Source organism: Streptomyces venezuelae, from assembly GCF_008642375.1.
GTDB classification, from domain to species: domain Bacteria; phylum Actinomycetota; class Actinomycetes; order Streptomycetales; family Streptomycetaceae; genus Streptomyces; species Streptomyces venezuelae_G.
This window is the reverse complement of the sequence record NZ_CP029194.1, coordinates 4,311,545-4,332,495: the sequence shown is the minus strand read 5'-3', so window position 1 is coordinate 4,332,495 and position 20,951 is coordinate 4,311,545. Positions and strand designations below refer to the sequence as shown.

Genomic DNA, 20,951 nt, shown 5'->3' with positions numbered 1-20,951 from the left:
CCGTTGCGCCACTTCCAACAGCCAAGCCAATTGTGCCCACAGTCCGACGCTATGCACGACACGCGGTCCCCGCCGATGGTTGTGCGGGGACGTCGATTCAGCGTCCCAGGCGTCCCCGCACCATGCCGACCAGGGTGTTCAGCTCCGTGATCCGCATGCGCTTGGCCGCGACGAAGAAGACACCCAGGAGGACGGCTCCGCCGACGAGCAGGGCGACGAGGGAGCCCAGGGCACCTTCGCCCAGGAGCTTCAGCAGCCCGAAGCCGACGGCACCGGCCACGATCGCCGCGGGCACGGAGGCCATGCAGAGTCGAGCGTAGGTCCGCATCACCTGGGTGCCGTCCAGGTCGCCGCCGAGGCGCTTGCTCAGGCGGCGCCACGCGATGCCGACACCGACGGAGTAGGCGAGCCCGTAGGCGCCGGCCATGCCCACGACGGCCCACTGCGCGGGCAGGAGGACGTAACAGAGGGCGGAGGCGGCCGCGTTCACGGCGGCGACGATGACCGTGTTGTAGAAGGGCGTCCGGGTGTCCTCGTAGGCGTAGAAGCCGCGGAGCACGACGTACTGGACGGAGTAGGGGATCAGGCCGAGTCCGAAGGCCATCAGGATGAAGCCCATGCCCTGGGCGGCCTCGACGCCGCTGGAGGCGTAGAGCAGGGTGCACATCGGGACGCCGAGGGCCAGGAAGGCGAAGGAGACCGGGACGATCGCGACGGCCGAGTTGCGCAGGCCCTGCGAGATGTCGTCGCGGACGGCGCCCGGGTCGTTGTCGTGGGCGGCGCGGGAGATCCGCGGCAGCAGCGCGGCCATGACGGAGACGGTGATGATGGCCTGCGGCATGCCCCAGATCAGCTGGGCGTTGGAGTAGGCGAGGAAGCCGGCGCCGTTCTTCCCCGACTCCTGACCGGCGGCGGTGGCGAGCTGGGTGACGACCAGGACGCCCGCCTGGTTGGCGAGGACGAACAGGACCGTCCACTTGGCGAGCTTGACCGTCTTGCCGAGCCCGTGGCCCTTCCAGTCGAAGCGGGGCCGGAAGCGGAAGCCCGTCTCGCGGAGGTACGGGATCATCGCCAGGGCCTGCACGACGAGCCCGAGGAGGGTGCCGATGCCCAGCAGGCGGATGCCCTCGTCGGGAATGGTCTGGACGCCCATGTGGGACTCGGCGGAAGTGCCGTAGACCCAGATGAACAGGCCGAACGTGACGATCATGACGATGTTGTTGAGGACCGGCGTCCACATCATCGCGCCGAACTTGCCACGGGCGTTGAGGATCTGACCCATCACCACGTGCACACCCATGAAGAAGATCGTGGGCAGGCAGTAGCGGGCGAAGGTGACGGCCACGCTGTTGGCCGCGGCGTCGTCGGCGATCGTGTTAGACATCAGCCGGACCAGCAGCGGTGCGGCGAGGACCGCCGCCACCACGATCAGGCCGAGTGCCACCATCACGAGCGTGAGCAGGCGGTTGGCATAGGCTTCGCCGCCGTCCTCGTCGTTCTTCATGGAGCGGACGAGCTGGGGCACGAAGACCGAGTTGAGGCCGCCGCCGACGGTGAGGATGTAGATCATCGTCGGCAGGGTGTACGCGATGGTGAAGGTGTCACCGAGCAGTGCCGCGCCGAGCGCACCGGTGATCACCAGGCTGCGGACGAAGCCGGTGAGCCGGGAGACCAGGGTGCCGGCGGCCATCACGGCGCTCGACTTGAGCAGCCCGGAGGCGCGGCCGGACTTCTTCGGTGCGGGGGCGGGAACGGGCATGGGGTCCGGCTCCGAGGCGGGCGGGGGCACCTGGCCGGGCGTCTGCTGGTCCCGGTAGAGGTGCGCGAACGCGTCCGGCTCGGGCTGCTCCTCGCCGGCGCGGGTGACCAGGTCGTCGACTCCGGTGAACTGCACCGTGCGGGCGTCGTCGCCGTACGGCAGGTGACGCGAGGGGCCGTCGGGCTCGGGCGCCGGGGTCTGCGCCCACACGCGGGGGTCCGGGGCGTGGTGGGGCGCGGCGGGCTGCTGGTAGAGCGGCTGGGGCTCCTGGTAGGTGCCGGGCGGGGGCGGCGGGTGCGCGGCGCGGTCGTAGAGCGCCTCGGTCACCGGGTCCTGCGCGGAGAGATCCTGGGCACGGTACGGGTCGTGGGTGAAGGCGTCCTGGACGTAGGGGTCCTGGGCGTACGGATTCTGCGCGTAGGGATCCTGCCCGTGCGGGTCGGGGACGCCCTGCTGAGCCGAGGGAGGCACCGGTGGGTACCCGGAACCGGGGGGTGCCGCGGGCGTCCCACCGGACGGCGCGGTGCCGCCCGCGCCCTGGCCGCGGTCACCGTCGTACGGCGCGTTCATGGTTACCCCACCTCATCGTCCCCGGCCGACCGGCCACGACATCGCTCAACGGTCCACTTTCTCACCCGGGCCCGACGGGTCACCGCTTTCGGACACGGTGTCCGGTGTCGGGTCACTCGGCTGCTCGGGTTCGCCGTCCGCGGCGTCCCCGGTGTCCTCGGGATCCGTCTCCGTGCCCGCCTCGGATCCTCCGGCCTCGGATTCCTCAGCCTCGGATGATTCCTCGGCTTCGGTCTCCTCGGCTTCGGTCTCCGCCTTCCTGGCCGCGACCCGCTTGCGCTGGCTGTACATCCGGACGCCTGCGAGGACGAGGAGCAACACACCGCCGGCGATCACGAGCATCACCGTGGCGGTGATCTCGGAGACCTTGACGTTGAAGGTCATCGGCTGCCCGTACGGGGTGCCGTCCGCGGTGTAGAGCTGGGCCGTCATCGGGACCTGGCCGTTGACGTTGGCCGACGCCTCGAACTTCACCGACTGGCTGTGCCCGGCGTTGATCTTCACGGGGAGCTCGGCGTATCGCCCGCCGTTCAGCTCCAGCCGGTTTCCGTTGCCCGAGGTGAGGCGCAGGACCAGGTCGTCCACGCCTTGCAGCAGCTTGTTCTGGACGGTCACGGGAATCGTCGCGCTGCGCCCGGACAGGGTGAGGTCCGACTTGTCGACCAGCTGGATGCCCTCGGTGAGGTCCTGCAGGTACTGCAGGACGTCGTTCCGGTAGACGGCGGCCGCCCTGGCTTGACCGCGCCAGGAGGTGGACATCTCGCGGTTGATCGCGTTGCCGAACGGGGTCACGACACGGTCCGGGAGCGTCAGGACGATCTTGAAGTCGTCCAGCTCGTCGCGGGTGGTCTTCATGTCGCGGAAGGTCTGGACGGGCAGTTCCCGGTCGCGCAGCTGCTTCGGGTACCGGGAGCCGCTGGGCACCGCGGTGGAGGCGTTCGGGTCGGGCTTGGCCGCGGCAGCCGCCTGGAGGTCGATCGGATGGCTCCAGCGCTGGGCGGAGAGGCCCCGCAGGGCGGCCGCCATCGTCTGCGCCTGGGAGACGCTCGGTACCCGCTGCGGGGCGACCACGACGCTGCGCTGCTGCTCCGGCTGTTCCAGGGTGATCGCGAGCGACTGCGCGAGGAACTCCTGGACCGCGAGGGTGGAGGTCTCCGTGCGGACCATGTCGCCCTCGAAGGCGGTGGACAGCAGCTGGTCGGTCACGACGGCCGTCGTGCTGCCGTTGCCGAGGGGACGGGCCGCCGTCGGCGTGTACGAGAGGTCGTCGCGGACGCTGTCGCTGCGGGCGATCACCTTGTTGGCGCCGGCCGAGGTGGCGACGGCCACGATCGAGGGGTCGACCGCTCCTTCCACGGGCCAGGAGAAGTCGGTGGACGGCTGGACGTGGAGGACGGTCTCGACGGTCGTCGCCGCGAGCGAGGTCGCCGACTGGAGGTGGCCCAGGGAGCCCGGGACGTCCTTGCCGCGGTGAGCGAGGGAAGCGAGGTCGGGGTCGGCGAACGGCAGGGCGACGATCTTGCGGCCCTGCACCGCCTTCTCCAGCGCGTTCAGCCACTGCTCGGCCACGGCCGCGTTCTTGCCCGGCACGTGGGCGATGCCGTCCTTCACTCGGTAGCCATTGGCCATGGCGTCGACGGTGGCCAGCAGGTCCGGGTCGATCACCCAGGTCACCGGCAGGTCCTTGCCCAGCGAGACCATCTGCTCGAGACGGCCACCCGGACGCAGCTCGGCGGCCAGGGCATCGTCCTCGAAGACCGGGGTCTGCTGATCGTCCGTGGCCGTCTCCGCCGAGACGTGGGCCGAGGAGATCAGCGGCCAGAGGTAGGTGAGCTGGGTCTTCTTCTCGGTGGCTTCCGGCTGGTACGGCAGGAAGGTCCGCTCGATGCCGAGGACCCGGTCGTAGCGCCGGTCCGAGGTCTGGCCCGTGAGCGAGACGCCCAGCTGGTAGACGCCCGACTCGTCGAGACCGAGTTCGGAGACCGGGACCGAGAGGGAGAAGTCCGCGCTGAGCCCGGCGCCGAGGCGGGGGATCTTGACGGTGGGGGCTTCGTCGAGCGGGGCGGGGTCGCTGTCGTCGCGGTAGCCGGTGCGGTCCGACGCCTGGTCGATCTCGCTGCGGCTCGTCATCATCGGGCCGACCCGGAGGTCCACGGTCGCGTCGGTGATGGTCTTCTTGCCCCGGTTGGTGACCGTCCCCGAGACGGTGACCGTGTCACCCTCCACGGGCGCGGTCGGGGACAGCGTGTCGAGGGACACATCGACGGTCTTGGAGACGGCGGCTTCCTCGGCGGCGTCCGCGGGTGTCGCGGTCGGGGCCTGGAGGAGTCCGGCGAGCAGCGGCGCGCCGACGGCGACCGTGATGGTGCGCCGCAGCCATCGGCGGGCAGGTGAGGGACCGGTTCCCTGAATGTCTGCCGCCTCGCCCACGCGTTCGCCCATCCTCGTCGTTGTCTGTGGTGCCAGTGGTTTCGATGGTTCCCGGTTGCTGTGTCCAGGCATGGTAACGAGGCACGCCGGGGGCAAGTGCCGGGGACTGCTCCAGCCGATGGGCCCGTGTGTCCGGCCCGAGGGAAAACGGGGACGCCGCGGTGGACCGGGGCACGTACCCTTTTCTGTTGTGCCGAACGCCAACGAAGACACCCCGACTGCACTGAGCCAGGTGCAACACCGCGCGGTCAGCGAACTGCTGCGTGTGTCCCCTGTCGCCGACGACCTTGCCCGCCGTTTCCAGGAGGCCGGGTTCAGTCTCGCGCTGGTCGGCGGCTCGGTGAGGGATGCCCTGCTCGGCCGGCTCGGCAACGACCTGGACTTCACCACGGACGCCCGCCCCGAGGACGTCCTGAAGATCGTCCGCCCCTGGGCCGACTCCGTCTGGGAGGTCGGGATCGCCTTCGGGACGGTCGGCTCGCAGAAGGACGGCTACCAGATCGAGGTCACGACGTACCGCTCCGAGGCGTACGACCGGACCTCCCGGAAGCCCGAGGTCTCGTACGGCGACTCCATCGGCCAGGACCTCGTCCGGCGTGACTTCACCGTCAACGCCATGGCCGTGGCACTCCCCGAGAAGGAGTTCATCGATCCGTACGGCGGCCTGGAGGACCTGGCCGCCCGGGTCCTGCGCACGCCGGGAACGCCCGAGGAGTCCTTCTCCGACGACCCCCTGCGCATGATGCGTGCCGCGCGGTTCGCCGCCCAGCTGGACTTCGAGGTGGCACCCGAGGTCGTCACGGCGATGCGGGAGATGTCTGGCCGGATCGAGATCGTCTCCGCCGAGCGGGTCAGGGAAGAGCTCAACAAGCTGCTGATCTCGGCCCACCCCCGGAAGGGCCTCGGCCTGCTCGTGGACACCGGTCTCGCCGACCATGTCATCCCCGAGCTGCCCGCGCTGCGCCTGGAGAGCGACGAGCATCACCGGCACAAGGATGTCTACGAGCACTCGCTGACGGTGCTCGACCAGGCGATCGACCTGGAGGAGGACGGCCCCGACCTGGTGCTGCGCCTCGCGGCCCTGCTCCACGACATCGGCAAGCCGCGCACCCGTCGCTTCGAGAAGGACGGACGGGTCTCCTTCCACCACCACGAGGTGGTGGGCGCGAAGATGACCAAGAAGCGCATGACCGCGCTGAAGTACTCCAACGAGATGATCAAGGACGTCTCGCGGCTGGTCGAGCTGCATCTCCGCTTCCACGGATACGGGGACGGCGAGTGGACCGACTCGGCGGTGCGCCGCTATGTCCGCGACGCCGGACCCCTGCTATCGCGGCTGCACAAGCTGACCCGTTCGGACTGCACCACGCGCAACAAGCGCAAGGCGACGGCTCTCTCCCGCACCTATGACGGCCTGGAGGAGCGCATCGCCCAGCTCCAGGAGCAGGAGGAGCTGGACGCGATCCGTCCTGACCTGGACGGCAACCAGATCCAGGAGATCCTCGGCATCGGGCCCGGTCCGGCCATCGGGCAGGCGTACAAGTTCCTGCTGGAGCTCCGGCTGGAGAACGGGCCGATGGAGCACGACGAGGCGATCGCGGCACTCAAGGAGTGGTGGGCCGCGCGCGGCTGAGTCGAGCCGGGAAATCAGAGCGATGTTTCACGTGAAACCCCACGTTTCACGTGAAACACCCGCCTGATCGACGCCCGAGGCAGCGTGTCGTAGAGGGGTGATGTTTCACGTGAAACATCACCCCTCGGCGCGTTCCTTGTGCAACACCAGCGCGATCGCCGCATAGATCGCAGCCACCAGGATGACCAACAGCGGTGATCGGCCGTCCGCCGGCAGCATCAGCGCGGCGATTCCCGCCGCAGCCACGAACGCGACGTTGAACAGCACGTCGTAGAGGGCGAACACCCGGCCTCGGTAGGCGTCGTCCACGGCCGTCTGCACGACGGTGTCCGTCGCGATCTTGGCCCCCTGGGTGATGAGCCCGAGGACGAAGGCGGCGACGAGGAAGGGGACGGGGTCGAAGAAGAGGCCGAGCGTCGGCTCCAGGACGGCGGCGATCCCCGCACACAGGGTCATCCAGCCGAACGGCCCCAGCCGTCCCACTGCCCAGGGGGAGAGGACGGCCGCCGCGAAGAAGCCCGCCCCCGAGGCGGCGACGGCGATCCCGAGGAGACCGAGCCCCTCGGACTCCGTGGTGCTCCAGGCATAGCGGCTGAGCATCAGCACGGTGACGAGCAGGGCGCCGTAGCAGAAGCGCATCAGGGCCACCGCGGTCAGAGCCCTGGCGGCGGGCCGTCGCTCGGCCAGGTGCCGCAGTCCCGCGACCAGCCCTCTGGCCGTGGAGGACAGAGCCGAGGTGAGTCGCTGGGGAGCGAGCTCCTGATCGGGTCCGAGGAGTGCCCTTGGGATGCGCAGGGAGGCCAGGGCGGACAGGAGGTAGAGGGCGGCGCCGAAGGCCACCACCGCCGCGTCGGACTCGTCGGTGAGCAGCCGGACGCCGAAGGCCAGACCGCCCCCGAGGGTCGCGGCCAGGGTGCCGACCGTGGGGGAGAGCGAGTTCGCCACGACCAGCCGCTCCTCGTCGACGACGCGGGGAAGCGCGGCCGAGAGCCCTGCTAGCACGAAGCGGTTGACCGCCGTGACGGAGAGCGCAGAGGCGTAGAAGAGCCAGTCGGGGACGGAGGCGACGATGAGTACGGCGGTCCCGCAGGCGAGCAGGGCCCGCAGGAGGTTCCCGTACAGGAAGACCTGTCGGCGCTGCCAGCGGTCGAGGAAGACGCCGGCGAAGGGCCCGACGAGCGAGTACGGGAGCAGGAGCACGGCCATGGCTGAGGCGATGGCGGCGGGTGAGGTCTGCTTCTCGGGGGAGAAGACGACGTACGTGGCCAGGGCCACCTGGTAGACGCCGTCGGCGCCCTGGGAGAGCAGCCGGACGGCGAGCAGGCGGCGGAAGTTCGTCAGGCGCAGGAGTACGCGCAGATCACGTACGACGGACATGGCAGCAAGACTCACATACGAAGAGGGCCCCCGGGCAGCACCTCGGGGACCCTCTTCGACAAGCGTGTGGCGCTTAGCGCTCGACCTCGCCCTTGATGAACTTCTCGACGTTGGCCAGGGCCTCGTCGTCGAAGTACTGGACCGGCGGGCTCTTCATGAAGTAGCTCGACGCGGAGAGGATGGGGCCGCCGATGCCGCGGTCCTTGGCGATCTTCGCGGCGCGCAGGGCGTCGATGATGACACCCGCGGAGTTCGGGGAGTCCCACACCTCGAGCTTGTACTCGAGGTTCAGCGGAACGTCACCGAAGGCGCGGCCCTCGAGGCGCACGTACGCCCACTTGCGGTCGTCCAGCCAGGCCACGTAGTCCGACGGGCCGATGTGGACGTTCTTCTCGCCCAGCTCACGGTCCGGGATCTGCGAGGTGACGGCCTGCGTCTTGGAGATCTTCTTGGACTCGAGGCGGTCGCGCTCGAGCATGTTCTTGAAGTCCATGTTGCCGCCGACGTTGAGCTGCATGGTGCGCTCAAGACGGACACCGCGGTCCTCGAACAGCTTCGCCATCACGCGGTGCGTGATGGTCGCGCCGACCTGCGACTTGATGTCGTCGCCGACGATCGGGACGCCCGCCTCGGTGAACTTGTCCGCCCACTCCTTGGTGCCGGCGATGAAGACCGGGAGGGCGTTGACGAACGCGACCTTGGCGTCGATGGCGCACTGCGCGTAGAACTTCGCAGCGTCCTCGGAGCCCACGGGCAGGTAGCAGACGAGAACGTCGACCTGGCGGTCCTTGAGGATCTGGACGACGTCGACCGGCTCCTCGGCGGACTCCTCGATGGTCATGCGGTAGTACTTACCGAGACCGTCGTAGGTGTGACCACGCTGGACCGTGACGCCCGCGTTCGGGACGTCGCAGATCTTGATGGTGTTGTTCTCGCTGGCGCCGATGGCGTCCGAGAGGTCGAGGCCGACCTTCTTCGCGTCGACGTCGAAAGCGGCGACGAACTCGACGTCACCGACGTGGTAGTCGCCGAACTGGACGTGCATCAGGCCGGGCACCTTGGTCGCCGGGTCGGCGTCCTTGTAGTACTCGACGCCCTGGACCAGCGAGGCGGCGCAGTTGCCCACGCCGACGATGGCTACGCGAACCGAACCCATTTCCGGTTGCTCCCTGTTGTGATCGTGGAAGCCCTGCTGTGCGCAGGGTTTCACTTGGCGGTGTCGTCGGACGGATCCGGCCGGGTACTGCCCCCGTGCCGGGGCAGGCCGCCCGTTTCTCCAGAATCGTTGTCGTGCAGAGCGGGGGCGTCGGGGCCGGATCGCTGATCCCGTCCCGCCCGCTCGCTCTCGATGAGCTCGTTCAGCCAGCGCACCTCGCGCTCCACGGACTCCATACCGTGGCGCTGCAGCTCAAGTGTGTAGTCGTCGAGTCGCTCGCGGGTCCTGGCCAGGGAGGCGCGCATCTTCTCCAGGCGCTCCTCCAGCCGGCTGCGGCGCCCTTCGAGCACCCGCATCCGTACTTCGCGCTCGGTCTGGCCGAAGAAGGCGAAGCGGGCGGCGAAGTGCTCGTCCTCCCAGGCGTCGGGGCCCGTGTGGGTGAGGAGCTCCTCGAAGTGCTCCTTACCTTCCGGTGTCAACCGGTAGACGATCTTGGCCCGGCGTCCTGCGAGTGAAGCGGCGAGTGCTTCCTCGGGGGCGCTGCCCGGCTCCTCGATCAACCAGCCGTTGGCGACCAGCGTCTTGAGGCAGGGATACAGCGTCCCGTAGCTGAAGGCCCGGAAGACCCCCAGCGAGGTGTTGAGGCGCTTCCGCAGCTCGTACCCGTGCATCGGGGCCTCGCGGAGCAGGCCGAGAACGGCGAACTCGAGGATGCCTGAGCGCCTGCTCATCCGTCGCCTCCTCCGCTTCTCGGGACCCTTATGCCGTGCTGATGTATCGACTCGATACATCAGCACGATAGAACGGGCTCACTGTCTCGACAAGTGGGACCGCCGTGACCGGCGTCACATCGTCAATTCACAGCGATCGACTTGCCTGATTTGGGGTGAACTCCGGCCCTACGTGGGTTTTGGCCGTGCGTAGTCTGTGCGGCATGCAGACCACCGGGAACCAAGCGATGCCGTGGGGCGTCAGTGCTGCGGGTGACCGGCTGCGTTACGGAGGGGCCTCCGATGGGGCTCAGCCCGTGCGCATTTCGGGGGGACCGGAACTCAACTGCCGCTTCCAGGCGTACGCGCCTGCCCGAGGAGTAGTCGTTCGATGAGCGAGCATCGTCGCAAAATGTCGCCGCAGGAGCCGCCGGCAGGTGGCCGCGCGGCGGCACGGCGCGCTGCCCAGCAGCCGGTGGGCCGCAGGTCGGCCCCGGCCCAGGATGTCGGCACGGGGGCCCCTGCGGCCTCGTACGGACCGCCTTCTTCCCATTCTTCCCATGGGGAGGAGTCGCGTCCCTACGGCGGTCGCGCGGAGGCCCGTCGGGCCGCGCAGCGCGGCGGCCGTCGGAGGGGTGCCGAAGCCGGCCCCGGGGGCCCTGGCGGTCCCGCGGGCCCCGGTGGAGGACGGCGCGGCGGCGGTGGTGCCGGTGGCGGTCGTGGCAGCGGCCCGGGTCGAGGCTCCGGCGGTCGTCCGCCGGGCAAGAAGCGGATCATCGACTATCCGCGCCACGACAAGTACGGCTGGCGTCGCTGGATGCCCTCGTGGAGGCTCGTGACGGGCACGTTCCTGGTGTTCGCCGGTGTGCTGATGGGCGGCGCGGTCTTCGCGTACTCCCAGGTCACGATCCCCGAGACGGACGAGTCCGCGACCTCGCAGAACAACATCTACTACTGGGCCGACGGAACGCGCATGGTCGCGACCGGCAGTGGTACGAACCGTCAGATCGTCGGCATCGAGCAGATCCCGAAGGTCATGCAGGAGGCCGTGGTCTCGGCCGAGAACAAGACCTTCTGGACGGACTCGGGTGTCGACCCGATGGGCATGGGTCGCGCCGTGTGGAACATGGCCAAGGGCGGCGACACCCAGGGTGGTTCGACCATCACCCAGCAGTACGTGAAGAACAACCGGCTCAACGACCAGTCGCAGACCCTCACCCGGAAGGTGAAGGAACTCTTCATCTCCATGAAGGTCGGTAACGAGCTGGAAAAGCGCGACATCATGGCCGGCTACCTGAACACCTCGTACTACGGGCGCGGTGCCTACGGCATCCAGGCGGCCTCTCGCGCGTACTTCGGCAAGGACTCCAGGCATCTCAACGCCAGTGAGTCGGCGCTGCTCACCGCTGTGTTGAAGGGCGCGACGTACTACGACCCGGCCGGCTACCCGGAGATCGACCCCGAGGCCACGCCCCAGAAGAACCTCGACCGCGCCACCAAGCGGTGGAGCTGGATCCTCGACGAGATGGTCAAGGACGGCAAGATCACGGCCGAGGAGCGTGCCAAGTACACGACGTTCCCCAAGGTCCAGAAGCGCAAGCAGGACGTGCAGCTGGGCGGCCAGATCGGCTACCTCGTCAGCACGGCCAAGGCGAACTACATCAACAGCAACACCGACGGCATCGGCGCCAAGGAGCTGGAGCGCGGCGGCTACGAGATCCACACCACCTTCGAGAAGAAGAAGGTGAAGGACCTCGAGGACGCGGTCAAAAAGGTCTACGACGAGCACATCGACCCGAAGAAGCGGCCGAAGACGGACACCCACGTCCAGTTCGGCGGCGCCTCCGTGAACGCGCAGACGGGCGCGTTGGTCGCGATCTACGGTGGTACCGACGCCACCAAGCACTTCACCAACAACGCCGACACGACCGGTGCCCAGGTCGGATCGACCTTCAAGCCCTTCGTGCTGGCCGCCGCGATGCAGGACGGCGTCCGGGACAAGGAACTCGGTCCCGTCCAGGACGCGTCCTCCCGCACGATCGTGGACCCGGACAAGAGCCGCTACTCCGGCAAGAACAAGCTGAAGATCCGGAAGTACAACGGCGAGATCTGGGAGGACGAGAAGGGCAAGGAGTGGTTCCAGACCAATGACGGCAACGCGAGCTACGGTTCGATGACCCTTCGCCGGGCCATGATCAAGTCGGCCAACTCCCCGTACGTGCAGCTCGGCATGGACATCGGCATCGACAAGGTCCGTGAGGCCGCGGTCAAGGCCGGTCTGCGCGAGGACTCGCTCGTCAAGGGCGAGGTGCCCTCCTTCTCCCTCGGTATCTCCAGCCCGAGCGCGATCCGGATGGCCGGCGCCTATGCGACCTTCGCCGACAACGGCCAGCAGAAGGACCCGTTCTCGGTGACCAAGGTGGTCAAGGGCGGAAAGACCATCTACAAGCATGAGGTCAAGACCGAGCAGGCCTTCACGACGGCCATCGCCAGCAACGTCACCGACGTCCTCCGGGACGTCGTGGAGGACCCGGAGGGCACCGGCAACAACGCCGCGATCCCGGGCCGCGCCGTGGCCGGCAAGACCGGTACGACCGACGGCAACAAGTCGGCCTGGTTCGTGGGCTACACCCCGCAGCTGTCGACCGCCATCGACATGTACCGCTTCGACGACGACGAGACGAAGAAGAACCGCGAGTTCGAGGAGATGTACGGCACGGGTGACAGGGACACCATCCACGGTTCGTCGTTCCCCTCGCAGATCTGGAACGACTACATGACGGATGCCGTCGAGGGCATGCCGGACGTGAAGTTCCCCGAGCCCGAGGACCTGGAGAACGCCGAGCCGGTGTTCGGCGGTGGCGCCACCAGCCCGACCCCGTCGCCGACGGCCACCCCGACGCCCACCGAGACCACGGCGACGCCGACGACCGAGGCGCCGACGACGACTCCCCCGGCCACCCCGACGACGACTCCCCCGACGAGGCCGACGAAGTCGCCGAAGCCGGGCAAGACGACCTGCAGCGTCTGGGACCTGGACTGCGACACGGGCGGCGACCCGGGCGGCAACACGGGTGAACCGACGACCACGCCGCCGACCACGACGGAGGCGCCGACGCCGACCGGTACGGCGACGACGGACGATCCGGGCAACGGGACCGGCCGGCCCGGCGGCGGCAGTGAAGAGGACGGGGCCTGGACTCCCTGATCCCGGCCGCGCCCTTCCCAGGGCACGCAGCGAGGGCCGTCGCGTCCGTCCGTACCTTCCGTACGGACCGGACGCGGCGGCCCTCGCCGTTTCGCCGGGGACGTACGGCAGGATGTCCCCCATGCCGAGCCTCCAGAAGACGCGCGAGCCGCAGGACCGGCCGCAGGGCCCGCGGACGGTCATCCCCACCCACCGGGACGAGGTGGCCGCCGCGGGCAGCGAGCTGATCGGCGGTCCCTTCGGCCGCCGTGCCCTGACCGGCCGCGGTCAGTTCACACCGGTGCGAGTGATCGCTCTCGTGGCCATCGGGATGTTCGCCCTCGGCATGGTGCAGAAACTGCCCTGCTACAACTGGGCCTGGTTCCGGGGGACCACCTCCCAGTACACCCACGCCTGTTACTCGGACATCCCGCACCTCTTCTCCGGACGAGGGTTCGCCGACGGCCTGGTGCCCTACTTCGACCGGCTGAGCGGCGACATACCGTTTCTGGAGTACCCGGTCCTGACGGGCCTCTTCATGGAGGTCGCGGCCTGGCTGACGCCCGGCAGCGGCACCATGGACCACCGCGAGCAGACGTTCTGGATGGTCAACGCCGGCATGCTGATGGTCTGCGCGGCCGTCCTCGCGGTCTGTGTCGCGCGGACGCACCGGAGCCGCCCCTGGGACGGCCTCCTGGTCGCCCTGGCGCCCTCCGTCGCGCTCACCGCCACGATCAACTGGGACATACTGGCCGTCGCGCTGACCTCCGCCGCCGTCCTCCTGTGGTCGCGCGGCCGGCCGCTCGGCTTCGGCATCCTGCTCGGCCTCGCCACGGCGGCGAAGTTCTACCCGATACTGCTCCTCGTCCCGCTGCTGCTGCTCTGCTGGCGCGCGGGGAAGTGGCGGGAGTACGGGACGGCCGTGCTCGGTGCGGCCGGCGCGTGGCTGGTCGTGAACCTGCCCGTGATGCTGATGGCGCCCGAGGGGTGGAAGCAGTTCTACCTCTTCAGCCGTGACCGGAACGTCGACTTCGGTTCGGTCTGGTTGCTGATCAGCCAGCGGACGGGCACGTCGATCACGCCGGACAAGGCCAACATGTACGCCCTGATGCTCATGGTCGTCGCGGTGGTCGCGCTCGGCTTCCTGGCGTTCAGTGCTCCCCGCAGGCCCCGCTTCGCCCAGCTGGCCTTCCTGGTCGTCGCCGCGTTCGTCCTCACCAACAAGGTCTACTCGCCGCAGTACGTGCTGTGGCTCATCCCGCTCGCGGCCCTCGCCCGGCCGCGCTGGCGCGACTTCCTGATCTGGCAGGCGTGCGAGGTCATGTACTTCCTGGGCATCTGGATGTACCTGGCCTTCATGAACAGCGGCAGCAAGCAGGGACTGCCGGTCGACGGCTACCAGTTCGCGATCGTCCTGCACCTGCTCGGCACGCTGTACCTGTGCGTCGTGGTCGTACGCGACATCCTCATGCCCGAGAAGGACCCGGTCCGCCAGGACGGCTCGGACGACCCCTCGGGGGGCGTCCTGGACGGCGCGAAGGACGTCTTCGTCACGGGCAGGGCGGCACATCCGGCCCGGCACGCCGCGCCGGCGGTCGAGGGTCCGCGGGTGGAATGGGGCACCCCCGGGGATCCCGAACCGGAGACGGTTGGGGATTCCCGGGGGTGACCGTGGTCGACCGGCTCAGCGCTCCACGAGCCGGTCGAACTGCGTCGTGGTGTGGCGCAGATGCGCCACCAGCTCGTCGCCGACGCGGGGCTCCTGGGCGTCCGCGGGCACGAACAGGATCGACACCTGCATGTGCGGCGGCTCGGCGAACCAGCGCTGCTTGCCCGCCCAGACGAAGGGCGACAGGTTCCGGTTGACCGTGGCCAGACCGGCTCGTGCGACGCCCTTGGCGCGCGGCATGACGCCGTGCATCGCCTTGGGAGCCTCCAGACCCACGCCGTGCGAGGTGCCGCCGGCGACGACGACCAGCCAGCCGTCCGACGCGGCCTTCTGCTGGCGGTAGCCGAAACGGTCCCCCTTGGCGACCCGGGTCACGTCGAGGACGGCGCCCCGGTACTCGGTGGCCTCGTGGTCGCCCAGCCACAGCCGGGTGCCGATCCGCGCGCGGAAGCGGGTCTGCGGGAACTGCTGCTGGAGCCGGGCCTGTTCCTCGGCCCGCAGGTGGCTCACGAACATGGTGTGCAGCGGCAGACGGGCGGTCCGCAGCCGGTCCATCCAGGCGATGACCTCCTCGACGGCGTCGGTGCCGTCCGGGCGGTCCAGCGGGAGGTGGAGGGCGAAGCCCTCGAGCCGTACGTCCTCGATGGCGGAGTGGAGCTGCTGGAGCTCGCTCTCGTGGACGCCGTGCCGCTTCATCGAGCTCATGCACTCGATGACGACCCGGGCGCCCACCAGGGCGTGGACGCCGTCCACGGAGGACACGGAGCGGATGACCCGGTCGGGCAGCGGAACCGGTTCTTCGCCCCGGCGGAAGGGGGTGAGGACCAGCAGGTCGCCGCTGAACCAGTCCTTGATCCGCGCGGCTTCGTAGGTGGTGCCGACCGCGAGCATGTCGGCGCCGAACCGGGCGGCCTCGTCGGCCAGGCGCTCGTGCCCGAAGCCGTAGCCGTTGCCCTTGCAGACCGGGATCAGACCGGGGAACTGGTCGATGACGGTCTTCTGGTGCGCGCGCCAGCGAGCGGTGTCGACGTAGAGGGAGAGCGCCATGGCCGGCCCGGAACCTTTCTGGTGGCAGCGGTGTATCAAAGATATGTACGAGACTACGGAACCGTCGCCGAAGCGACGCGGCTCAGCGGCGGGACATGTAGATGTCGAGCGCCTTGTGCAGCAGCTTGTTCAGCGGGAAGTCCCACTCGCCGACGTACTCGACGGCCTCGCCGCCCGTGCCCACCTTGAACTGGATGAGCCCGAAGAGGTGGTCGGTCTCGTCGAGCGAGTCGGAGATGCCCCGCAGGTCGTAGACGGTCGCGCCCATCGCGTAGGCGTCGCGCAGCATCCGCCACTGCATCGCGTTCGAGGGCCTGACCTCGCGGCCGATGTTGTCGGAGGCGCCGTAGGAGTACCAGACGTGGCCGCCGACGACGAGCATGGTCGCGGCCGACAGGTTCACGCCGTTGTGGCGCGCGAAGTAGAGCCGCATGCGGTTGGGGTCCTCGTTGTTGAGGACGGTCCACATGCGCTGGAAGTACGAGAGCGGGCGCGGCCGGAAGTGGTCGCGGACGGCCGTGATCTCGTAGAGCCGCTGCCACTCGGCCAGGTCCTCGTAGCCGCCCTGGACGACCTCGACACCGGCCTTCTCGGCCTTCTTGATGTTCCGGCGCCACAGCTGGTTGAAGCCCTTGAGGACGTCGTCGAGCGAGCGGTTCGCGAGGGGGACCTGGAAGACGTAGCGGGGCTGGACGTCACCGAAGCCGGCGCCGCCGTCCTCGGCCTGCTGCCAGCCCATCTTCCGCAGCCGGTCCGCGACCTCGAAGGCGCGCGGCTCGATGTGGGTGGCCTCGACGTCCTTGAGGCGCTTCACGTCCGGGTCCTGGATGCCGGACTTGATGGCGGCGGCGTCCCAGCGGCGGATGACGACCGGCGGGCCCATCTTCACCGAGAAGGCGCCCTGCTGCTTGAGGTGCGCCAGCATCGGCTGCAGCCAGTCGTCGAGGTTCGGCGCGTGCCAATTGATGACCGGACCCTCGGGCAGATAGGCCAGGTAGCGCTTGATCTTCGGGAGCTGGCGGTAGAGCACCAGGCCGACGCCGACGAGCTCGCCGTTCTTGTCGAACCAGCCGAGGTTCTCCGAGCGCCACTCGGTCTTCACATCAGCCCACGCCGGGACCTGGCAGTGGCTCGCAGCGGGCTGGCTCTGGATGAATCCCAGATGCTGCTCACGGCTGATGGTCCTCAGGGTCAGGCTCATGCGGGGCGCTCCTCGGCAGGTGTGTCCCCATCGGTCAGGGGCTCCGGCTCTCGCGCCGAAGCCTACTGTGACCGGGGAGCGCCCCGGATGGGCGTGTACGCCCTGACGTGCCGCCGGGCTCAGCTGATGACGCCGCCGAAGAGGCCGCCGTGCGCCATCCCGAGATAGAAGCCGAACGCCGAGGCGCCGAGTCCGAGGATCAGCAGGAAGCGTTCGCGGGTCGTCACGGAGATGAACTGTCCGTAGGCACCGGTCAGGATGCCGATCAGGCCCGACCAGGAGCTCAGCAGGTGCAGGTTGTCGAACTGCGCGGTGACGAAGGCGAGGACACCCAGGACCAGTGTCACGCCGACCAGGGTGTCCTGGAGGGGGTGGGGCTTGCCGTCGGTCGCGAAGAGGGAGTGGCCGGGGTCGGGTCGCATTGCCTGTGCCATGGGGCACCTCCTGGCGTTGCTGCGCGAGGGCGGCGCATTGCGGCGCCGCCGACATCCGTTGTGTACAGATTGCGTCCCCTCACCGGGGAATTTCAACCGCAGCCGATGTGCGGGTACTCTGTACAGCTGCGCCGGTGTCTGCCCAGTTCCCTCTGGGATCCCCGACGGCCCCCTCGTTCACCGAGGGGATTGTCAGTGGTGGCGGATACCGTTGCTTACGCATCACGACCCTCCTGCCACGGAACGACCGTGGCCGCTGAGTCCAAAGGAGGTGGGTTCCACATGCGTCACTACGAGGTGATGGTCATCCTCGACCCCGATCTGGAGGAGCGCGCTGTCGCCCCCCTGATCGAGAACTTCCTCTCCGTCGTCCGTGAGGGCAACGGAAAGGTCGAGAAGGTCGACACCTGGGGCCGTCGTCGTCTCTCGTACGAGATCAAGAAGAAGCCCGAGGGCATCTACTCGGTCATCGACCTGCAGGCCGAGCCTGCGGTCGTCAAGGAGCTCGACCGCCAGATGAACCTGAACGAGTCGGTCCTCCGGACCAAGGTCCTCCGCCCCGAGACCCACTGAGCTTCTAGCTCAGAGGTCATCGGGTCCGAGTAGCTACAAGCAGCCAGAAGCAATCCCGCCGAGAGGTTCCCCCATGGCAGGCGAGACCGTCATCACGGTCGTCGGCAATCTTGTCGACGACCCCGAGCTGCGCTTCACCCCGTCCGGTGCGGCGGTCGCGAAGTTCCGTATCGCGTCCACCCCCCGCACCTTCGACCGTCAGACCAACGAGTGGAAGGACGGCGAGAGCCTCTTCCTCACGTGCTCGGTCTGGCGTCAGGCGGCGGAGAACGTCGCCGAGTCGCTTCAGCGAGGCATGCGCGTCGTCGTGCAGGGCCGGCTGAAGCAGCGGTCCTACGAGGACCGTGAGGGCGTCAAGCGCACGGTCTACGAGCTGGACGTCGAGGAAGTCGGCCCCAGCCTCAAGAACGCCACGGCCAAGGTCACCAAGACCACTGGTCGCGGTGGTCAGGGCGGCTACGGCGGCGGTGGCCAGCAGCAGGGTGGCGGCAGCTGGGGTGGGAACTCCGGCGGCGGTGCCCCGCAGGGTGGTGGCGGTGCTCCCGCCGACGACCCGTGGGCGACCGGTGCTCCTTCCGGCGGTTCCGGCGGCCAGCAGGGCGGCGGAGGCGGCGGCTGGGGTGGGAACTCCGGCGGCGGCTACTCGGACGAGCCCCCCTTCTAGGGCACGTGCCCTCGAAGCAGCTCGTATCCCCACTTCTTGATCACACAGGAGAAACACCATGGCGAAGCCGCCTGTGCGCAAGCCTAAGAAGAAGGTCTGCGCGTTCTGCAAGGACAAGACCGCGTACGTGGACTACAAGGACACGAACATGCTGCGGAAGTTCATTTCCGACCGCGGCAAGATCCGTGCCCGCCGCGTCACCGGCAACTGCACGCAGCACCAGCGTGACGTCGCCACGGCCGTCAAGAACAGCCGTGAGATGGCGCTGCTGCCCTACACGTCCACCGCGCGATAAGGAAAGGGTGACCGAAAAATGAAGATCATCCTGACCCACGAGGTCTCTGGCCTCGGCGCCGCCGGCGATGTCGTCGACGTCAAGGACGGCTACGCTCGCAACTACCTGGTCCCGCGTGGTTTCGCGATCCGCTGGACCAAGGGTGGCGAGAAGGACGTGGCGCAGATCCGCCGCGCCCGCAAGATCCACGAGATCGCGACCATCGAGCAGGCCAACGAGATCAAGGCCCAGCTCGAGGGCACGAAGGTGCGCCTGGCCGTTCGCTCCGGCGACGCCGGCCGTCTCTTCGGCTCCGTGACCCCGGCCGACATCGCCTCGGCGATCAAGACCGCGGGTGGCCCCGACGTCGACAAGCGTCGCGTCGAGCTCGGTTCGCCGATCAAGACCCTGGGCTCGCACCAGGTCTTCGTGCGTCTGCACCCCGAGGTTGCCGCGAAGCTCGGCGTCGAGGTCGTCGCCGCGTAACGCTGCCCTTGGCAGTCTGCGCTCAGCAGTGAGGAAGGGCCGCACCCCTCGGGGTGCGGCCCTTCCGCCGTTTCACGTGAAACGTTCAGCGCGTGGCGCCCGTGACGATCCAGCGGCCGGAGCGCGAGCGCAGCCAGAGCGTCACCATCCGGACCGTCATCATCAGAGTCATCGCCCACCAGAGGGCGGTCAGCCCGCCACCGAGCACCGGGACGAGCAGGGCGACCGGGGCGAAGACCGCGAGGGTCAGCAACATGGCCCAGGCCAGATAGGGCCCGTCGCCCGCGCCCATGAGGACACCGTCGAGGACGAAGACGACACCGGAGATCGGCTGGGACAGCGCGACCACGAGGAGGGCCGGGAGCAGGGTGTCCTGGACGGTGGCGTCGCTGGTGAAGAGCGGGATGAACAGGGGACGGGCGACGATGAGGAGTGCACCGAGCACCACTCCCGAGGCCACGCCCCACTGGACCATGCGGCGGCAGACCTGGCGTGCGCCCTCGGCGTCGTTCGCGCCGAGATAGCGGCCAATGATGGCCTGGCCCGCGATGGCGATCGCATCGAGCGCGAAGGCCATCAGGCTCCAGAGGGACAGGATGATCTGGTGGGCGGCGACCTCGGCGTCACCCATCCGGGCCGCGACGGCGGTGGCGATCATCAGGATGGCGCGGAGCGAGAGTGTACGGACCAGGAGTGGGACGCCGGCCTGGGCCGAGGCGCGGATGCCGGCGGCGTCGGGGCGGAGGGAAGCGCCGTGGCGCCGGGCGCCCCGTACGACCACGACGAGGTAGGCGACGGCCATGCCGCACTGGGCGATGACCGTGCCCCAGGCCGAGCCTGCGATCCCCAGCCCCGCGCCGTAGACCAGCCCGAGGTTCAGCGCCCCGTTCACGGCGAAGCCCCCGATGGCCACGTAGAGCGGTGTACGGGTGTCCTGGAGGCCGCGGAGGACGCCGGTGGCGGCCAGGACCACCAGCATGGCGGGGATGCCGAGGCTGGAGATCCGGAGATAGGTCACGGCGTAGGGGGCGGCCGTGTCGGAGGCGCCGAAGACATCGACGAGCCGGGGCGCCGCGGGCAGGGTCACGGCGACGACGGCGGCGCCGAGAAGGAGGGCGAGCCAGATGCCGTCCATGCCCTGCCGGATGGCGGCCTGGAGGTCCCCCGCGCCGACGCGTCGGGCGACGGCCGCCGTGGTCGCATAGGCGAGGAAGACGAAGACGCTGACTGCGGTGGACAGCAGGGCGGCGGCGATCGCGAGCCCCGCGAGTTGGGGGGTGCCGAGGTGGCCGACGATGGCGCTGTCGACGATGAGGAAGAGCGGCTCGGCGACGAGAGCAGCGAAGGCCGGCAGGGCGAGGGAGACGATCTCGCGGTCGTGCTGTCGGCGGACGGCCTTGGAGGTCGCGGGGGCCTGGATCATGCGGTCAATCTAATCTTCCACAGGTAAGAGATGCAAGGCCCAAGAGACCATTACTCCAGGATGGTGCGGGGCTTCGGGTGTGGGCCGTTTGTTCTGATCTTGGCCCGGGTGGAGAAGTTTTTCTCCCCCACAGGCCGTGGATGGAAAAACTGCAGGTCACATGGGTGGGCGTGGGGGTGTTATGAGTTTGTCCACATGGCTGTCCCCCGCTCCGTGCACAGGATCCGGGGAGTTCTCCACAGCATCTGGCCGTTCACCCACAGGCCCTGTGGATAACCAGATTGGCTGACGCTCCTCGCGGGCCTACCGTGGTCCGGCGCCCGACGCGCCAGCAGCGGTCGCGAAGCCACTCTTTGAT

At 68.8% G+C, this 20,951-nt stretch carries 16 protein-coding genes; 7 read left to right on the top strand and 9 right to left on the bottom strand.

Annotated features, from left to right (window positions below; all coding sequences use genetic code 11):
- Positions 1-97: 97 nt before the first annotated feature.
- Both murJ and DEJ46_RS19755 read right to left on the bottom strand, forming a co-directional pair.
- Positions 98-2,329, bottom strand: a complete 2,232-nt coding sequence (gene murJ, locus DEJ46_RS19760) for a murein biosynthesis integral membrane protein MurJ (RefSeq protein ID WP_150268239.1) — start codon at positions 2,327-2,329, stop codon at positions 98-100.
- A gap of 45 nt (positions 2,330-2,374) precedes the next feature.
- Positions 2,375-4,759, bottom strand: coding sequence for a DUF6049 family protein (locus DEJ46_RS19755; RefSeq protein WP_150268237.1), 2,385 nt, complete (start codon positions 4,757-4,759; stop codon positions 2,375-2,377).
- A 190-nt stretch (positions 4,760-4,949) separates the two neighbouring features.
- Here DEJ46_RS19755 and DEJ46_RS19750 point away from each other — a divergent pair, with 190 nt between their 5' ends.
- Entirely contained in the window at positions 4,950-6,392 is a 1,443-nt protein-coding gene (locus tag DEJ46_RS19750; protein WP_190622758.1) for a CCA tRNA nucleotidyltransferase, read from the top strand.
- 117 nt (positions 6,393-6,509) lie between these two features.
- Here the strand turns inward: DEJ46_RS19750 and DEJ46_RS19745 are convergent, their stop codons facing one another.
- The 3 genes from DEJ46_RS19745 to DEJ46_RS19735 form a co-directional block, all read right to left on the bottom strand.
- Complete coding sequence (locus DEJ46_RS19745) at positions 6,510-7,769, bottom strand: MFS transporter (RefSeq protein WP_150268233.1); 1,260 nt, start codon at positions 7,767-7,769, stop codon at positions 6,510-6,512.
- Positions 7,770-7,842: 73 nt separating this feature from the next.
- The gene (locus DEJ46_RS19740; RefSeq protein WP_150268231.1) at positions 7,843-8,925 is read right to left on the bottom strand and encodes an inositol-3-phosphate synthase; all 1,083 of its coding nucleotides are present in this window, start codon (positions 8,923-8,925) and stop codon (positions 7,843-7,845) included.
- Between the two features lie 50 nt (positions 8,926-8,975).
- Positions 8,976-9,656: a PadR family transcriptional regulator gene (locus DEJ46_RS19735; RefSeq protein WP_024760413.1), complete on the bottom strand. Its 681-nt coding sequence runs from the start codon at positions 9,654-9,656 to the stop codon at positions 8,976-8,978.
- Between the two features lie 370 nt (positions 9,657-10,026).
- Here DEJ46_RS19735 and DEJ46_RS19730 point away from each other — a divergent pair, with 370 nt between their 5' ends.
- Entirely contained in the window at positions 10,027-12,843 is a 2,817-nt protein-coding gene (locus DEJ46_RS19730; RefSeq protein ID WP_223834829.1) for a transglycosylase domain-containing protein, read from the top strand.
- A gap of 121 nt (positions 12,844-12,964) precedes the next feature.
- Positions 12,965-14,491, top strand: a complete 1,527-nt coding sequence (locus DEJ46_RS19725; RefSeq protein ID WP_150268227.1) for a glycosyltransferase family 87 protein — start codon at positions 12,965-12,967, stop codon at positions 14,489-14,491.
- A 15-nt stretch (positions 14,492-14,506) separates the two neighbouring features.
- On the opposite strand, the gene DEJ46_RS19720 is transcribed toward DEJ46_RS19725, so the two are convergent.
- From DEJ46_RS19720 to DEJ46_RS19710, 3 genes are all read right to left on the bottom strand, one after another.
- Positions 14,507-15,538, bottom strand: coding sequence for an alanine racemase (locus DEJ46_RS19720; protein WP_150268225.1), 1,032 nt, complete (start codon positions 15,536-15,538; stop codon positions 14,507-14,509).
- 82 nt (positions 15,539-15,620) lie between these two features.
- A complete protein-coding gene (locus tag DEJ46_RS19715) occupies positions 15,621-16,739 on the bottom strand; it encodes a lipid II:glycine glycyltransferase FemX (protein WP_055642437.1) in 1,119 nt (372 codons plus the stop codon).
- Between the two features lie 119 nt (positions 16,740-16,858).
- Positions 16,859-17,173, bottom strand: coding sequence for a hypothetical protein (locus DEJ46_RS19710; protein WP_150268224.1), 315 nt, complete (start codon positions 17,171-17,173; stop codon positions 16,859-16,861).
- Between the two features lie 282 nt (positions 17,174-17,455).
- Between DEJ46_RS19710 and rpsF the strand changes: the two genes are divergently transcribed.
- The 4 genes from rpsF (at position 17,456) to rplI (ending at position 19,170) form a co-directional block, all read left to right on the top strand.
- Complete coding sequence (gene rpsF, locus DEJ46_RS19705) at positions 17,456-17,746, top strand: 30S ribosomal protein S6 (RefSeq protein ID WP_005482942.1); 291 nt, start codon at positions 17,456-17,458, stop codon at positions 17,744-17,746.
- A gap of 73 nt (positions 17,747-17,819) precedes the next feature.
- Positions 17,820-18,410: a single-stranded DNA-binding protein gene (locus DEJ46_RS19700; protein ID WP_150268223.1), complete on the top strand. Its 591-nt coding sequence runs from the start codon at positions 17,820-17,822 to the stop codon at positions 18,408-18,410.
- Positions 18,411-18,468: 58 nt separating this feature from the next.
- Positions 18,469-18,705: a 30S ribosomal protein S18 gene (gene rpsR, locus DEJ46_RS19695; protein WP_005315025.1), complete on the top strand. Its 237-nt coding sequence runs from the start codon at positions 18,469-18,471 to the stop codon at positions 18,703-18,705.
- An 18-nt stretch (positions 18,706-18,723) separates the two neighbouring features.
- Positions 18,724-19,170, top strand: coding sequence for a 50S ribosomal protein L9 (gene rplI, locus DEJ46_RS19690; protein ID WP_056653714.1), 447 nt, complete (start codon positions 18,724-18,726; stop codon positions 19,168-19,170).
- A gap of 85 nt (positions 19,171-19,255) precedes the next feature.
- On the opposite strand, the gene DEJ46_RS19685 is transcribed toward rplI, so the two are convergent.
- Positions 19,256-20,593: an MATE family efflux transporter gene (locus DEJ46_RS19685; RefSeq protein WP_150268221.1), complete on the bottom strand. Its 1,338-nt coding sequence runs from the start codon at positions 20,591-20,593 to the stop codon at positions 19,256-19,258.
- Between the last annotated feature and the right edge of the window lie 358 nt (positions 20,594-20,951).

What these genes read in the sequence shown, in the direction of transcription:
- murJ (WP_150268239.1), bottom strand. Translation starts at nt 2,329, where the DNA reads ATGAACGCGCCGTACGACGGTGACCGCGGCCAGGGCGCGGGCGGCACC.
- DEJ46_RS19745 (WP_150268233.1), bottom strand. Translation starts at nt 7,769, where the DNA reads ATGTCCGTCGTACGTGATCTGCGCGTACTCCTGCGCCTGACGAACTTC.
- DEJ46_RS19740 (WP_150268231.1), bottom strand. Translation starts at nt 8,925, where the DNA reads ATGGGTTCGGTTCGCGTAGCCATCGTCGGCGTGGGCAACTGCGCCGCC.
- DEJ46_RS19735 (WP_024760413.1), bottom strand. Translation starts at nt 9,656, where the DNA reads ATGAGCAGGCGCTCAGGCATCCTCGAGTTCGCCGTTCTCGGCCTGCTC.
- DEJ46_RS19730 (WP_223834829.1), top strand. Translation starts at nt 10,027, where the DNA reads ATGAGCGAGCATCGTCGCAAAATGTCGCCGCAGGAGCCGCCGGCAGGT.
- DEJ46_RS19725 (WP_150268227.1), top strand. Translation starts at nt 12,965, where the DNA reads ATGCCGAGCCTCCAGAAGACGCGCGAGCCGCAGGACCGGCCGCAGGGC.
- DEJ46_RS19720 (WP_150268225.1), bottom strand. Translation starts at nt 15,538, where the DNA reads ATGGCGCTCTCCCTCTACGTCGACACCGCTCGCTGGCGCGCGCACCAG.
- DEJ46_RS19715 (WP_055642437.1), bottom strand. Translation starts at nt 16,739, where the DNA reads ATGAGCCTGACCCTGAGGACCATCAGCCGTGAGCAGCATCTGGGATTC.
- DEJ46_RS19710 (WP_150268224.1), bottom strand. Translation starts at nt 17,173, where the DNA reads ATGGCACAGGCAATGCGACCCGACCCCGGCCACTCCCTCTTCGCGACC.
- rpsF (WP_005482942.1), top strand. Translation starts at nt 17,456, where the DNA reads ATGCGTCACTACGAGGTGATGGTCATCCTCGACCCCGATCTGGAGGAG.
- DEJ46_RS19700 (WP_150268223.1), top strand. Translation starts at nt 17,820, where the DNA reads ATGGCAGGCGAGACCGTCATCACGGTCGTCGGCAATCTTGTCGACGAC.
- rpsR (WP_005315025.1), top strand. Translation starts at nt 18,469, where the DNA reads ATGGCGAAGCCGCCTGTGCGCAAGCCTAAGAAGAAGGTCTGCGCGTTC.
- rplI (WP_056653714.1), top strand. Translation starts at nt 18,724, where the DNA reads ATGAAGATCATCCTGACCCACGAGGTCTCTGGCCTCGGCGCCGCCGGC.
- DEJ46_RS19685 (WP_150268221.1), bottom strand. Translation starts at nt 20,593, where the DNA reads ATGATCCAGGCCCCCGCGACCTCCAAGGCCGTCCGCCGACAGCACGAC.